Origin of the sequence: Legionella sp. (genome assembly GCF_965140895.1) — a bacterium.
GTDB lineage: Bacteria > Pseudomonadota > Gammaproteobacteria > Legionellales > Legionellaceae > Legionella.
On the sequence record NZ_CBCSKT010000163.1, the window covers coordinates 56,316 to 72,091 of the forward strand.

The window sequence follows — 15,776 nt, forward strand, 5'->3', positions numbered from 1 at the left end:
CTAATACCCCGCTTTAATAGTATTTTGGCATTTCTTGGGTATATAATGCCTGAATTTACGAAATTACTTTCAGGAGCATAAATGCGTGCGTCACAATGGTTTTTAGTTACCCTAAAAGAAACTCCTAACGATGCTGAAATCGTTTCTCATCAATTGATGTTGAGAACTGGGATGATCCGTAAACTAGGCTCAGGCCTTTATACTTGGATGCCTCTAGGACTTAGAGTACTTCGTAAAATAGAACAAATCGTTCGTGAAGAAATGAATCGCACCAATGCCATGGAAGTACTCATGCCATCGGTACAACCCGCAGAACTTTGGCAAGAAACCGGACGTTGGGAAACTTTTGGTGGACAGCTGCTCACCATGACAGACTCTAACCAAAGAGAATATTGCTACGGTCCAACTCATGAAGAAGTAATTACAGACATTATGCGTAATGAGCTGCAATCTTACAAACAATTGCCAGCAAACTTTTATCAAATCCAAACTAAATTCCGCGATGAAATCAGACCACGTTTTGGTGTAATGCGTGCCCGTGAATTTATTATGAAAGATGCTTATTCATTTCACTTAGGTATAGAAAGTTTACAAAAAACTTATCAAGACATGTACCAGGCTTATTGCCGTATTTTTGATCGTATGGGTCTAAAATATCGTGCCGTAGAAGCAGATACAGGTGCTATTGGTGGTTCTGCCTCTCATGAGTTCCAAGTACTTGCGGATTCTGGCGAAGACTTAATTTTCTATAGTGATGTAAGTAACTATGCAGCGAATATAGAACAAGCAATTAGTCTAAAACCTGCCAAATCAACAAATCCTACTACGCAAAAAATTGCATTGGTTGATACACCAGAACAAAAAACGATTGCTGAAGTATCAAAATTCCTAAATATCGCCAGCAGCAAGATGATCAAGACTTTAATTGTACGCGGTAAAGAACATCCTATGGTTGCTTTGGTTTTACGTGGTGATGACGAGCTTAACGAAGTAAAAGCAACAAAACATCCTCTCATTGCTTCTCCATTACAATTTATTGATGAAGAAAGCATTCTAAAAACATTAAACGCTCCAATTGGCTCACTAGGACCTATTGGCTTATCCATTCCAGTAATCGCAGATCACCATGCGCTTGCTATGGATGAGTTTGTTTGTGGTGCGAATCAAGCGGATAAACATTACCAGTATGCTGCTTGGGATAAAGATATCGAAGTTTACCAAGAATACGACTTACGTAATGTAAAAGATGGGGATCCAAGCCCAGATGGCCAGGGTACACTGCACTCTTGTCGTGGTATTGAAGTGGGTCATGTATTCCAATTAGGCGATAAATATGCCAAAGCAATGAATGCCTCTGTAATTAATGAGCAAGGTCAATTAGAAACAATGTTGATGGGTTGTTATGGTTTAGGTATCACTCGTGTCGTTGCTGCAGCAATCGAGCAACACCATGATGAACAAGGAATTATCTGGCCACAAAATATTGCGCCGTTCCAAATAGTAATTATTCCATTGAATGGACATAAATCTCAAGTAGTTAAAGACCAAGCTGAGGCTCTGTACCAACAACTTAGTAATGCAGGAGTTGAAGTATTACTTGATGATCGAAATGAGCGTGCAGGCGCCCTCTTTGCTGACCATGATTTAATTGGTATACCGCATCGCCTGGTGGTTAGTGACCGAAACATTGAACAAAATTGTGTGGAATATAAATCACGCGCTACTGGTGAAACACAACAAGTTTCTCTAAGTACTGCTGTTGCTGATCTAGTTAAATTAATTTCATAATAATCAGATCTATACGTAGCCTGGTTGCTTGCAACCAGGTTTTTTTTATTTACTATTCCTATCAACTCACTTCATTGAATTCCTGGTTACAAACAACCAGACAACGTCAATAAATATCGTATTGATCAAAATACCCATCTTATAAGTTACGAATTCTGCTGTAAAAATTACTTTTAATATAAAAATTATTCAATGTATATTGTCCTTCAACACCAAAATGTTATACTATAACACTTTGAGAGTTAATATGACTTCATTTACCCCTAACCGTCCACCAAGTGATCATATGAGTAAACAAAAGAAAAATAAAGCACACAACCATCACAAACATAGCCACCATAACCATTCTCATGACCATCATGGACATAGCCACGATCATCATCATGGAGATCACCATGACAACCATTGGTTTAAAGCTACATTAGGTTTGGTTTGGGGAGCAAGTTTGCTCGTCTTATCGGTTGGGGGCTTTAGCATTCCCATTGCCGCCTACTATGCCATCACCGGACTTACTTCGCTGATGACCTTATATCTGGGACACACCGTTTACCAATCAGCCTGGAATTCATTTCGCAGAGAGTGCGGCCTTCATTTGATGTCCGAATTGTCTAAAGAACCGAGCGAATACCCCAATAGCTACATATTTTGCAAAGATGAGCTGTTTTATGTTAATACAAATGGGGAAAGTAGAAAGGTAAAAATTGATGACTTATCTCTATTCAAAGAAACGTTGAATGAAATAAATGGGCAGAACTCTAGTTCACTGACCTTGACAACGAGACAAATTAAAAACTTAATCACAGCCAATGGAGGCCATACCCTTCCTAACAACAAATGGGATATGACGACTTTATATACCATTAGCACCCTTAGTATTCTCGCTGTATCGATTGCCAGTATCCTGATTCCAGGTTTACCAATGATGTTTGAAGCCGCTCCCTTAGTATTAGGTTTTTGGCATTTAGGAGAAGGGATTGAACATAGCCTAATTGATCAAATCAATAAAAAATTAGATGTCCTTGATTGCCTTCCTAAAAAAGTCTTATTAAAAGGCGAAGAAGATAAAAAAGTTTCCGTTAAAAACTTAGTCCCTGAGAATCTGATTGTTATTCAAAAAGGCGATGTAATTCCTGTTGATGGCGTATTAACTACAGATGCTCTACTTTACACCACTCGAGTCGATGGTTCTCCTGAGCTTAAAAGCTTTAAAGCAGGGGACAACGTGAAGTCAGGCATGCGCTTAGCCAAGCATATTCCTTCGCTAGAAATGCGTGTTACCAAAACCTATAACAATTCTTATCTTTCTGTAGTCGCCAAAGGTATTAAGGAAGCCAATGATGAAAAAGCGCCCATTGAATTAATTGCGAATAAAATATTGGATTATTTTATTCCCGGCTTACTCGTCACAGCAGCTGTATCCGGTGTCATTATTGGTTCATTATTTGGTATTGCGCCAGCTATTCAATGTGTTATCTCCGTTCTTGTCAGTGCATGCCCCTGTGCCTTAAGTTTAGTTACCCCAATGGCAGTTAAAATCGGCATGAACAAAGCTGCTGAACAAGGGATTCAGTTTAGTAATGGAGCAGCGCTACAAGCAGCAGCCGACATTGATACGATTGTTTTTGATTTAAACGGCACCCTTACTCAAGGTAAAATGCAGGTACAAAATCTGCAAATTAGTGATAGAAAGCTATTAGCCCATATCGCCTTATTAGAACGCAATGCCAATCACCCTGCTGCCAAAACCATCGCTGCTTATATTCAGAGCCAAGAAGATATTAGTGATGAGCCATTAGAAATCACCGACATCGATAAAGAACACCACTCAGGTATAAAAGCGGTTATCAATGGCGAACAGTTTATCGTAGGTAATGAAGACATGCTGTTAGCAAACAGCATTATGGAAATTAATGAACCGTATAATGACCCTAAAAATGGTTCTACTTATATTGTTCGTGGCAACACTGTAATTGGGCAAATCGCCTTAATGGATCCATTACGCGAGGATGCGATTACAACCATCAAACAATTAAAACAGTTTGGTAAAACCGTACATATTTGTACCGGGGCGTCTCAGGAAACTGCAAAACGATATGCTACCTTATTAGGTATTGATGAAAAAAATATTTGTGCTAACGCTGTCGGAGTAAGCACTCAAAACCATGAAGTATCTAAAATTAGTTACATTCAAGAACTAAGAAATAAAGGATTTAAAGTCGCTATGGTTGGCGATGCGGCCAATGATTCCGCAGCAATTGCAGGCGCTCATATAGGTATTGCTGTTGAATCAAAGATTGGCGATAACAGCGCCAAAAAATTTGCCGGAATCGTCGTGCATCAAGGTTTATTATTCCCTATTGTAACAGCATTTGATCTGGCTCAAAAAGGAAAACAAAATATTATTCAAAACTATTTTGTGAGCTTAACTTATAATTCGACTATTACTTTAGTTGCGTCAGGACTATTTGTTGCTCTAGGTTTTAGCATAACCCCCCCCATTGGCATTGCTTTAATGGTACTTGAAACGACGGTAGTTTTAAGCAATTTATATCGTTTTAAACAACAAGACATTGTGACTACAGCAACGCAAAATAACAATACAGTTGACCCTGCTTCGGATGATTCACCATCAGTAATGTCTAAGCTGTTGGGAACTCGCCCTCAAATAACAACAACATTAGAAGAAGAACCGCTTGTCGTGAATTTATTTGCTACTAATGAGCAGCACTCCCTTCAACCAACACTTCAAAGCGGAGCAACATATCACTATTAGCATTAGAGAAACTATTTCTCTTATTAAGTAAAGAATTAAGCCTAGACTCCATTTTAATACAGTAATAACTAAGCATTTGGTACAGCAACGAATGCTTAAACATGGGGTCAAAGGATATGGGAGCTCAATATTGAAGCTTCAGTAAGAAGCCATTGTCATCACCAGGAGTGCATCATACTACGAGTAACATTGTATTCGTGTTTGTGCGACAGCTGCAATCTTTCGCAGGTTAATATCCAGCCAAGATCCCAGCCGCGCCAAACAGATACAGTATAGCTAATTTTTCTAAAAGTATGTGTTCCAAAAACACTAATTTATTTGTAAGATATTTCTTAAATTGTCGTAAGGTCATTAGCATGTGTTGAGATGTGGCAATCAATGGCATTGAACGATATTCTAAAAATATCAACTCATTGAAAATTAATAAATTTATTTTCAAATTTTTTATTCGTAATGGAATTTAATTTAAATTACTTATTAGGAGATCTTAAATGCATACTTTATTTAGTGTCAAAAATGATACCGTACAAACCATCGTAACCAGACTTACTGCTAATGATCCAACTCTAGAAGTGGTTAAGTGCGGTCAGCTTAGTTTAGATTCTGCATTATCAAAAGAGATTTTCAATGCACTCAAATATAGCACTCATGTTAAAAAGCTAGAATTTCTTGGTAATAACTCAAAAGGCGCTATTAAATTTCTGGCAGAATCGATAAAAACCCATCAATCACTAGAAGAAATCTATTTGGGAACCAATGGGTTAGATGATGAAGAATTTTTTTACCTTTTTGATTCTCTAAAAGAAAACCTATCTTCTGTTCAATTATTGGATATTAATTGTAATGAAGGAATAACCGATGTAAGCGCACACCATATTGCCGAACTGATAACAAAATATACTCCTATTAAAAAAATGGATATTTCTTCTACTAGTATTACAGATGAGGGGTTACAAGAAATTTTAAATACACTAGAACAAAATCCTGAGTCTTCTCTATTGGAATTATGTGAGCCGGATATTCTTAACCTTGGCTATCTTGCGCAAAACGAAGAACTTACTCAAAAATTAAGTGCTTATTTTAGTACAAAGCAAAATAGTGATAGTGCGAGTATGAAGATAATCTAATTTGATGATTAAAATAATGACCCAAGCCTCATTGCCATGTATGGACCCCACCGGTTTTGCAAGAGGTAATTTTAAAATTTTTAGCAATGAAGGTGAGCACACACCGAAATCATCCGCGAGAGCCTATTTAACAGTTATTGCGAGTAACCCCGTGGCTGATATTAATGCACTGCACAACAAAAAAAGGTATAGTTGATGAACAGAACTTCTAATGATCCACTGCACGGCATTACTCTAGAGGCTATCTTAAATAGTTTATTGAGTTGTTATGGCTGGGAAGGCTTGGCGGAGAGAGTCAAGATTAACTGTTTTTCTTCCAACCCCAGCATCAATTCAAGCCTTAAATTCCTGCGCAAAACACCATGGGCAAGGACTAAAATTGAAACCCTTTATTGTGATTTCTTAAAAAGTAAAGATTGCGACAACTCATAATTAATGGAATAAGAAATAAATAGAAAAACAGAAAAGAAAAAAGATGGCTTCAGGAGATACGATTGTATTGAAAGGTGAGATCTTTCGACTAAGGTTGGGTGCTAATTAACATTTTTCTACTCACAGACTCTAGTAGGGTTCCTTTCAGGTAGGTATGAAATTTCCCGGTACACCATTACAACCTTTTTCCAGCCTAGGCTATAGTCAATAAATTGATTTTTTCGCTGGCTATCAAATTGTTTATAACCTCATGTAAATTAAGGCATTCTTTGTCACTATAAAATTCATATTTTCCAATCAAGTTGATATGCTTCGGTAATAAACAATGTTATTGTTTATCTTACAGTATGAATTATTACTAAGTTAACTGACTTACTAAAAGAGGGCTGGAAAAATTCCGGGTCCCAGTAAGTAATTCGTTTGCATTTTGATGATCACGATTTAAATGAAAATATAAATAGCGTAATGCGCTATTTTTGACTAGTTCAACTTTATTTGCTAAAATGGACTAGTTTTGATCACCGATGTAATCAATTACTAACAAAATCTACAATATCTTCTGAAAATTCAAATCTGAGTTCCACGTATAACATCGTGCTTTAAATGAGATTAATAAATGAAAGAACATAATGAAAGCCTGATAAACCCATCCGTTAGTAAAGTGCTTATAAAGCTGGGATCAGCAAGCTCACTACCCTTTTTTTTTCAGAAAAAGAAAGAAATTTGCAATCCCTCTGACAAGTCAGATTCAATTAGCATTAGTTTTACAGCTAAAGAAATCGAGCAATTAGAGCAATTTTTACAATTCAATATTCCCTTCGATGTATATCTACTTGATGAAGTAAATACGATTACAGTGCAAGAACAAAGACACTTAGTGAAAAATGAATCCGAAAGACATGCGCACTTTAGCAAGCTTAAAGAATCTAATTCGTTTATCCTGGAACCCATTGCTCTCGCTATGAGAACAAATCACAGTCGATTCTATAACTCCATGGATTATGATAATCAAACTGAAACGATGACTAAACTTTTTGCCTTATCTATATGTTCGGGTATTGAAACCATTCCATGCATATTCATAATGCGCGAAGTCTATTCGTTAGTTCAAAGTTTAAAGGTGAGTACAACATCTGAATTAAATGAATCCAGCGATTTTTTAACCAAAGAGAAAATTAGTCGTTTAAGCATTCTTGTTTATAATTATTTTCTTAAAGAACATTGTGTTTTTCCGCTCAATACCACAGATAAAATACTAAAAAATATCAGGAGTCAATGGCAGACTTGTCTGTTTAATACATCAGAAAAAAGTGAAGAAAACCATAAAACGAAGATTCCTCCGCTTGAGCTCATGTTCCATGCTCTAAATGGCATAGTTGGAACTACAGGCATTAAAAAAACAATAAGTGCTCCGCAAGAGGTTTTTGCTAATTCACTTTTTGATAAAAACACACTATACCAGCTATTTAAGGACTTAAAGAAGGAGGGGGTTTTGCGACATTGTCCTCATTTATTTGAAGAATTGAATAATTTGCTTGGAATTAAGCCATCATCAGAATTAACGCCCTCTTCGTCCTTATGAGTTTGAGGGATGACTAGGATTCTGGCTATCAGGACCGTTTATAGTATAACTCAATAAAAACAAGGCGTTGAAAAACGTAACCTGTTAAATAGAACCCCTAGAAGCATTACCGATCCTGATGCAACAGCGATCCCTTTATTTAGTGCGCGTAGTGATACTTCCGGAAAGATTCCTGGGTTTTATTATGATATGGAAAGAGATTGTTCCTGCTCATTGTGAACTTAAACGTGCTAAAGCACTTTGTAATGATACAGCTACTTACCATTCAAAAGTGAACGATTGCAGCAAGTCGAATTTCTTTTAGGATTGCCCAGTCTGGTTCTTCAGTTGTTCGGATTTTCACAGTCGTATTAGATGAAATGTTGAATTACCAATCATCACATACAAATATCAGTGATGCAATATGTCAGCCGACATCAGTACTATATCCTTGCCCCGTTTTCGAACTCCCATGGATTGACTATGGGAATTCGAGAAAAGGACCTATACATTAATTCATGCGTAATAAAAAAAGCACCTCTATGTTGAATCACGGAAGTGCTTCGTTTACAACACAGCACTCAAACCTAATGAGTTGCTGGCGCAGGAGATTCTGCTGGTACAGGAGCAGAAGTTGATGCTTTTGGTTTTTCAGCTAAAGCATCTGCAGAACATGCTGCAGCAATATCATTAACACCTTCATCATATTGTTTATCAGTTATACCATCAGCTTGTTTAATCAAAGTCATAACTTTAGGTTTAGCACATTCGCAATAAGCCATAGTTACCTTTTTATTTTCTTCGCTTAAGTTAGGATAAATAAGGTTCCAGCGATCCTGACAAAACTGAAGAAAATCACTTTCTTGCGCTTTACTTAAACCCACATCATCCTCTATTGCATCTAATGCATCATGCAATAAAGTGCGTGACATACATACATGAATTGCTTTTTGTATTGCTTCATCACTACCTAAAGGTTGTGACGCAGCGCACGTGCAATATTTTTCTCCAAAATTTTTGAAATCCACTTTATCTTTCGCAGCATCTGCTTTTTCCATCCAGGCATTAGTACAAATTGATGCAAAGTCAGATGATTCTTTGGGAGTAGCTTCTTCAGCAAAGACAGAAAAAGAGAACAAAGCCGTAGCAGCGATTATTCCTGTGCGCTTCAATAAAGAATAACTCATGATGTATCACTCCTTTGATTAATAATTATTCTTAACTGAGCATAGACCATCCCTGATCAGTTAGCTATCAATCATGAGATATATTTCTTAACCATTGCTGTATATACTCTAATTTTTTTATAGCGCCCGGAGAGAAACGATGAATGTATTGGTTACTGGTGCCTCTGGATTTATTGCCTCCCAAATTGTTACCGATTTAATTGCCGCCGGGCATCAAGTTAGCTGCTGTGTCCGTGATGTCGCTTATACTCAAAATTTATTTCCAACAGCGACCATTATTCCTTGCGATTTTATTCACGAACAGTCCAGTACACTTTGGAGTGAACGATTAACGAATATTGATGTTGTCATTAACAGTGTCGGTATCCTTTACCATCCCAATGACCAGGTAACCTGGGCAATTCACTATCATACTCCCCGCGCCTTATTCGATGCCTGCGTTAATACCGGGGTCAAAAAGATTATACAAATTTCCGCCTTAGGTATTGAGCAATCAAATGTGGTTTATGCAACCAGTAAGAAAGCTGCGGATGATTATTTACAGACGCTGCCAGTCCAGTCAATTATCTTACGCCCCTCGTTAGTTTATGGACGAGGCTCCTATGGCGGTTCCTCTTTATTTCGCGGTTTAGCAGGACTGCCCTGGATTACTCCCGTACCCGATAAAGGCAACCAAGAGTTTCAACCCATTTATTTAGAAGATTTATCAAAGGCCGTCGTCAGGCTCATGGAGCAACCCTTAGCTCACAATTTAATCTTAAATGCCGTAAGTGCGAAACGCATTAACTTAGCGAATGTTTTAACTCAGATGCGTACCTGGTTAGGTTTTTCCAAAACTAAATTAATTCATGTTCCTTTAAAATTAATTCGTTTGGGAGCATTGATTGGTGATCGCATCCCCTACTCCATTTTTAATACCAACTCGTATAAATTACTCTTTCAAAACAATGTGACCAGTAGTGAGGAGACCCAAAAGTTCCACAAACAAATTGGTTTTACCCCTAGAGAATTCACCACAGGCCTCTATAGCCATCCCAGCTCAATACAAGATCGTTGGCATTCGCGACTGTATTTTCTCAAGCCACTGTTAAAATTTAGCATTGCCTTTATTTGGCTATTCACCGCGATTTGTTGTTTATTCATCTATCCTCGAGCCTCATCTTATGAACTGTTGGCACAAATTGGTGTTAGCACATTTTGGCAACCTATTTTATTTTATGGAGCGAGCATTCTTGATGCGGCACTAGGTGTAGCCATCTTGTGCTCAAAATCTGCGAAAGTTGGACTCTTACAAATTATCTTGATAATAGGCTATAGTGTCATACTTACGTTGAAGCTTCCCTCGTTGTGGTTTGAACCTTTTGCTCCTTTGGCAAAAAATATTCCACTATTGGTAGCTATATTGGTTTCTATGTCTTTGGAGTCTGATCGGTAATGATCTATTTTTTGCTTAAATTCATTCATGTTTTGAGTTCGACCATACTTTTTGGCACCGGCATAGGCACTGCCTGTACGATGCTCTATGGTCATCGCACGGGAAACACCCAGGTAATTGCCGCGACCACACGCTATGTGGTTTTAGCCGATTGGATCTTTACTGGGACTTCAGGTTTCCTCCAACCTCTCACTGGCTTATGGATGGTTTATTTAGCAGGCTATGCGTGGACCTCTTTATGGGTTATGGGTTCCATTATTGGTTATGCAATCGCTGCTTGTTGTTGGTTTCCTGTTGTGTATCTGCAAATTAAAATGCGCGATTTTGCTGTTGAAGCGGAAGAAAATAAAACCGTACTCCCTCCAATTTACTACCGTTATTTTAAGTACTGGTTTTGCTTAGGCTGGCCTGCGTTTATTAGTTTAATTATTGTTTTTTATTTAATGACGAATAAACCTGCGGGGTTTTAAGTCCGAATAAATGAAAACCTGATTGCAAGCAACCAGACTACATCTAAATAATGGATTGGCGACTTAACCTATGTTGGCTTGTCCCATCTACAGGTACGGCATTAATTTTATTTTTATTAAAAAACATCATGAATATCCGTACAAACCCTAAAGAAGAAATCCAGGGTACAGACATTATTGAGCATGGAGAGTCTGCTTATGATCACTCTGCCGTTGAGAATACTCCGAGTAAAGTATTAAAACGTAGAGGCACAACATAAACAGCAGTCTGAACACGGGATCCCTCGGTGTTGCAATATACCAGGATCCCACGGTCAAGTGTATGAGAATTCGAAAGTGAATGAGTAGTTCCGATTCCAAAAGCTACATTCTTTAAGCCGGCACGATTAAGCGAATAACTACCCGGAAATTTTACCACAGCCAATACGAGCGCCCCCGCCACCCAAAGCAGGATTATCGCTGTAATTATCGCCACCTTCATGAATCATGACAGAGTGACCCTGGATTTCTTTTGTAGTTAAACGTGGGGCTAAAGTAGGTGTATTGGCCATGCCTTTACTATCTACTACTAATACAGGCAAATCACCTAAATGACCTTGTCCGTAAGGGCCTTGGTGACTATTGGTCGCTGCGGGATCTAAATGCCCACCGGCCTTCATTGCATGATCGCCACAATCAGGATGTTGATGAATATGAAAACCACGAGCACCTGCGAGAAGACCAGAAAGTTGAGGCTTAACTAATAAACCAAATTTACTGTCTTCAAAAGTAATTTTTCCTAGTACAGCACCTGCTGCATTAGTTACTTCACTCGTCACCATAGCAGCATGACTTATGGATGCTCCCAACAAAGCAAGAGCACCTAGAGCGAACACTCCTTTACACTTAATTTTGTTCATAATCTATCCTTAAAAAGTTAACGCCATAAATTGTAGCCTAAAATTCCTCTATTATGATACGCTTATCCCTCCATAACTAATGTAGGGACGCATATGTATTTTAAAATTAGGAATACCCTAGGGCCATTATTGTTAATTCTTACCTGCCCTATTTTTGTCATGCTAATGTGGTATACCAATACGGAACTTAAAGGCTCTTTATCAACACTCTGGAGCCTCATGAATGAGCAAGGTTTTTTTCAAACAATCTACAACGTCTGGCAACCTTATTTTTGGGGCTCAGCTACTGCCTGGAAAATTATTTTTACCTTTATCGTTTTTCAATTAGCCTTAATGCGTTTACTGCCAGGTAAAGCATTTGATGGCCCAATTACTCCTAAAGGAAATGTCCCTACCTATAAAGAAAATGGCCCTTTAGCCTTTGTTACCACTATGGGTCTTTTTTGTGTGGCCAGTTTTGGTTTGAATTTATTTCCAGCAACAATTCTCTACGATAATTTGGGAGCCCTATTCGGTGCATTAAACATTTTTAGCCTTGTATTTTGTTTGTTCTTATACCTTAAAGGACGTTTTGCTCCATCAAGCACAGATTCAGGTATTACCAACAATTTTATATTTGACTACTACTGGGGTACCGAGCTTTATCCAAAAGTTTTAGGTTTTAGCATTAAAAAATTTATTACCTGCCGTTTCGGTATGATGAGCTGGGGATTATTCCTGATCTCTTATTGTGCCAAACAAAGTGAATTAAGTGGTATCTCTAATTCCATGCTAGTCTCTGTTGCCTTACAGTTCATCTATTTAGGAAAATTCTATCTCTGGGAAAAAGGTTATTTACGCTCTCTGGACATCATGCACGATCGGGCTGGTTTTTATATTTGCTGGGGTTGTCTGGTTTGGGTTCCATGTATCTACACCTCACCAAGCATGTACTTAGTATTACATCCAATTCAATTAAGCCCTTGGCTAGCAACGACCTTCTTTATTTTAGGTGCAGCTGGAATTATTATTAATTATCTTGCAGACAAGCAACGATTAGTAACCCGAGCAACTGATGGTAATTGTAAAGTTTGGGGTAAAAAACCGGTTACTTTAGTAGCTCATTACCAAACCACTAAAGGCGATAAAAAAGAAACGATCCTTCTCGCTTCAGGTTGGTGGGGTGTTGCTCGACATTTTCATTACATTCCTGAACTTGCCGGTACATTTTTTTGGTCGGTGCCTGCTTTATTTGAAAATTTCTCTCCCTACTTCTATATTTGTTTTCTAACCGTTCTTTTAATCGATCGTGCTTTTCGTGATGATCAAAGATGCTCTGAGAAATACGGTCATTATTGGAGTAAATATTGTGAGTTGGTTCCATACAAAATCGTTCCGTTTTTGATTTGATACACTCCTCCGCTTTATTTCAATACCCCCTCCTTCCTATTTAGAAGGAAGGGGAGACCTACGCTCACAGTCGTCAAACCATCAGATTTCCAGGTACATCATTCATTGAGGTGCTTTTGGTTTGTTTGCTCCATTACGATAGCAATTGTCAAAAAGGGCGGTATTTTGAAGAAGAAATAGAAACAATAAGGAGATTGCAGCAATGGAAACAGATGAACATATTGAACTAGGTAATGCAACTAGACTACGGATGGAATTATATAAGGATAACCCGTATGTCAAATCTGCTCCCGATGGCACTCCGCTTATAGATATTCAGGGTCTTGATGCTAATGACATGCCTGTATCAATTAATCTGAACGATGTAACTGCTGGGACAATTGTAGGAATGTCAGGTGATTATTTTGGTGGCCGAGAAGTAGCCTATGAATTGCCAATGGTTAATGACTTTAAGCTCAATAAAGCAGCATTTACCAGGGATGGCACATGTGAAACTCTAGGACAATTATTAAATAGGATGCCAATTACTGACGACCAAGCCCAAAAGTTGGTTTGCTCGTACAAACGATTTGCTAATGAAGAAGTCACTCAAGAAGACATCGACACGATTTTAACCATTAACAGTGCAAACTATATTCCTTTTTCTTCAACCCTAAATTCTTATGTGCAACAAATTATGTTTGCTTTGCGCGTAAATAATTATAGTGAAATATTAAATCGGAATTTATCTCATTTTACTCCCTGGTCAGTGCGTGTTTATACAATTGGTCATCATCTTGCCCTGCAATATGCCCGCCTCTCTTATGAGTTAAAACAACTCGCAGATAATACTGATTATCAATCTAATAATGCGGAGTTTAATCGCATTCGCGGCATCTTAGAAAATACACCCAATGGTTTATCAACAGAGACTTTGCAAGACCTATCTTACCGCTATCAAGCACTTTCTCTAAGCATGGAATATTTTTGCTTCCATTATTATACGGACCATTTTGCAGCAGGCCATGGTGCGTTTATGGGTGATTTACGAACCATATTACCTGAGCGCTTCGGAACTTTAGGCAGTATTTTAGTCAATAATCTACATGATGAACTAAATCGGGTCTCGGTTTATACTAAAAAACCGTATGACCCCAGTCCGAATCCCCAAGACCCACCTGTTATAGCTGGCGGAGATGGTGACTTTGATGCCCCCAACAACCATTTTAATAAAGTAGCCTGTATTGCCGGTATGCAAAGTTCTTTAGCGGATCTCGATAAGGTATTCATAGGAGAAGCAATACCACGACAAAACAAGTATGGCGGGTTAGAAAGTATGCCGGATATTGATGAGAAATATCGCCAACCTCAACCATTGATTATTCTTGGCGAAGACAATAAGGTTTATCGTCGTACTCACATCAGTGAAATTAATACCTTATCTCCATCTCAATTAGAAGCAATCTTTGCTGATCCGAAAAATAATGGCTATACCGAGGTATCGAATACATGGGATGCTTTTCGTTTGGTATTCAAGTTACGTGTTTTACCTTTCTTTTACGAGGGAAAACTGCAGCCACTCACCTCGACGCAACTCCAAACCATTGCGGAAGAAGAGGCGATTCTCAATCCAGGAAGAGCAGCAATCCAAACGCCACAAACCGCATTACCTGTGCAAATCCCAGTTACCACGCAGCCCGCTTGGCAGATACCAGCCACCCGAGTTACGATTAGTGAAGGCTTAAGAAGAAATAGTCTATTAGCTACAACTACATCTGCAAGAAAAATAACTGCGGATATGGATTTGGAGTTAGCTATTGAACCATCTATGACGATGTAACCTCAGTTGTAGCCTTGATGTAGTGCCGCGTAATCAAGGGATGCGGAGTCCGCTAAGCATTCAAAATATTGGTGTCGTTGCGCTGCATCAAGGCTACGTTTCTTGAAAAATAGATATGGATTTTTAACGAATTTGGATGATTCGTCATCCTTATGTTTAGACCTAGACAATTCATCATTCGCCGCATTTAAATGCTGGAAAAAATGATGATTTGTTGCTCTTTTTTTATGGAGTCTCCGCTTTTTAATATAATGAAACACTATGTGTGTTCGGGCCAATTCCACCTTGTGATCTTGAAATAGTTCGCGAATCTTTTTAAACTGTTCTGTAGTAAGAAGAAAGAATAATAAATTATGCTCACAGGTATAATTATATTTATGACGAGCATATGCACTTTCATTAAGCTCATCGATTTTATTGTGCACCGAATTATGTTTACGCAACGCGTGTAAATAAGCAATTAATAAAGGATAAGCCGTCTCGTGTAATTCCGTTTTCTCTTTGATAACTGGCTTAAACGGTACGACCTCTTTTACAGGCACATCCTGTTTCGACCGAGTCAATTCCATTCGCTATCCTTGTTTCGAACTCACGTTAGTTACTACTGATGCATCCCTTACTCGTACTTTTCAGTATAGTAGTAACCCGTAAAAACGAACACATTATAATCACAAAGATTTTATTTTGGTTTTATTGTTGTTTAAAAATCCTTTCCTGAGTTCATAAGACCCCCCCCTCGCACACAGAGAATTTATGCCGAACTGATTAAAATATGACACCCTCAATGGGCTTTTTAAGAAACTATAGGGAATATAAAAAATTTGACTTCAGCTTACTTGATAATTTTTTAAGCCTGTTTCTGGAATCGATGTCTGTATAGAGAGTTGTAATCTTTA

General features: G+C 38.1%; 13 protein-coding genes. 10 read left to right on the plus strand and 3 right to left on the minus strand.

Translation table 11 applies throughout. The features are described from left to right. Positions 1-81: 81 nt before the first annotated feature. From ACQY7T_RS14680 to ACQY7T_RS14700, 5 genes are all read left to right on the plus strand, one after another. Positions 82-1,788 (plus strand): proline--tRNA ligase, encoded by a 1,707-nt coding sequence (locus ACQY7T_RS14680; protein ID WP_428414286.1) that lies wholly within the window; start codon positions 82-84, stop codon positions 1,786-1,788. 247 nt (positions 1,789-2,035) lie between these two features. Continuing rightward, positions 2,036-4,561 carry a heavy metal translocating P-type ATPase gene (locus ACQY7T_RS14685; protein ID WP_428414287.1) on the plus strand — a complete coding sequence of 842 codons (2,526 nt, stop codon included), beginning with the start codon at positions 2,036-2,038 and terminating at the stop codon, positions 4,559-4,561. A 491-nt stretch (positions 4,562-5,052) separates the two neighbouring features. Beyond that, complete coding sequence (locus ACQY7T_RS14690) at positions 5,053-5,688, plus strand: hypothetical protein (protein WP_428414288.1); 636 nt, start codon at positions 5,053-5,055, stop codon at positions 5,686-5,688. 195 nt (positions 5,689-5,883) lie between these two features. Next, positions 5,884-6,120 carry a VF530 family DNA-binding protein gene (locus tag ACQY7T_RS14695; protein WP_428414289.1) on the plus strand — a complete coding sequence of 79 codons (237 nt, stop codon included), beginning with the start codon at positions 5,884-5,886 and terminating at the stop codon, positions 6,118-6,120. A 616-nt stretch (positions 6,121-6,736) separates the two neighbouring features. Next, the gene (locus tag ACQY7T_RS14700) at positions 6,737-7,702 is read left to right on the plus strand and encodes a hypothetical protein (RefSeq protein ID WP_428414290.1); all 966 of its coding nucleotides are present in this window, start codon (positions 6,737-6,739) and stop codon (positions 7,700-7,702) included. Positions 7,703-8,268: 566 nt separating this feature from the next. On the opposite strand, the gene ACQY7T_RS14705 is transcribed toward ACQY7T_RS14700, so the two are convergent. Further along, a complete protein-coding gene (locus tag ACQY7T_RS14705; protein WP_428414291.1) occupies positions 8,269-8,868 on the minus strand; it encodes a hypothetical protein in 600 nt (199 codons plus the stop codon). Between the two features lie 139 nt (positions 8,869-9,007). On the opposite strand from ACQY7T_RS14705, the gene ACQY7T_RS14710 reads away from it, so the two are divergent. From ACQY7T_RS14710 to ACQY7T_RS14720, 3 genes are read left to right on the plus strand one after another with little or no spacing between them, the layout of a single operon-like run. Beyond that, positions 9,008-10,303, plus strand: a complete 1,296-nt coding sequence (locus ACQY7T_RS14710) for an NAD(P)H-binding protein (RefSeq protein ID WP_428414293.1) — start codon at positions 9,008-9,010, stop codon at positions 10,301-10,303. After that, complete coding sequence (locus ACQY7T_RS14715) at positions 10,303-10,773, plus strand: DUF2269 family protein (RefSeq protein WP_428414294.1); 471 nt, start codon at positions 10,303-10,305, stop codon at positions 10,771-10,773. The genes ACQY7T_RS14710 and ACQY7T_RS14715 overlap by 1 nt, the downstream gene beginning before the upstream one ends. Positions 10,774-10,823: 50 nt before the next feature. Next, a complete protein-coding gene (locus ACQY7T_RS14720; RefSeq protein ID WP_428414295.1) occupies positions 10,824-11,033 on the plus strand; it encodes a hypothetical protein in 210 nt (69 codons plus the stop codon). Between the two features lie 138 nt (positions 11,034-11,171). On the opposite strand, the gene ACQY7T_RS14725 is transcribed toward ACQY7T_RS14720, so the two are convergent. Further along, a complete protein-coding gene (locus tag ACQY7T_RS14725) occupies positions 11,172-11,672 on the minus strand; it encodes a superoxide dismutase family protein (RefSeq protein WP_428414296.1) in 501 nt (166 codons plus the stop codon). A gap of 93 nt (positions 11,673-11,765) precedes the next feature. Here ACQY7T_RS14725 and ACQY7T_RS14730 point away from each other — a divergent pair, with 93 nt between their 5' ends. Further along, the gene (locus tag ACQY7T_RS14730; protein ID WP_428414298.1) at positions 11,766-13,061 is read left to right on the plus strand and encodes a 7-dehydrocholesterol reductase; all 1,296 of its coding nucleotides are present in this window, start codon (positions 11,766-11,768) and stop codon (positions 13,059-13,061) included. 202 nt (positions 13,062-13,263) lie between these two features. Then, a complete protein-coding gene (locus ACQY7T_RS14735) occupies positions 13,264-14,880 on the plus strand; it encodes a hypothetical protein (RefSeq protein ID WP_428414299.1) in 1,617 nt (538 codons plus the stop codon). A 2-nt stretch (positions 14,881-14,882) separates the two neighbouring features. On the opposite strand, the gene ACQY7T_RS14740 is transcribed toward ACQY7T_RS14735, so the two are convergent. Then, positions 14,883-15,449 (minus strand): hypothetical protein, encoded by a 567-nt coding sequence (locus ACQY7T_RS14740; protein WP_428414300.1) that lies wholly within the window; start codon positions 15,447-15,449, stop codon positions 14,883-14,885. Positions 15,450-15,776 lie beyond the last annotated feature (327 nt).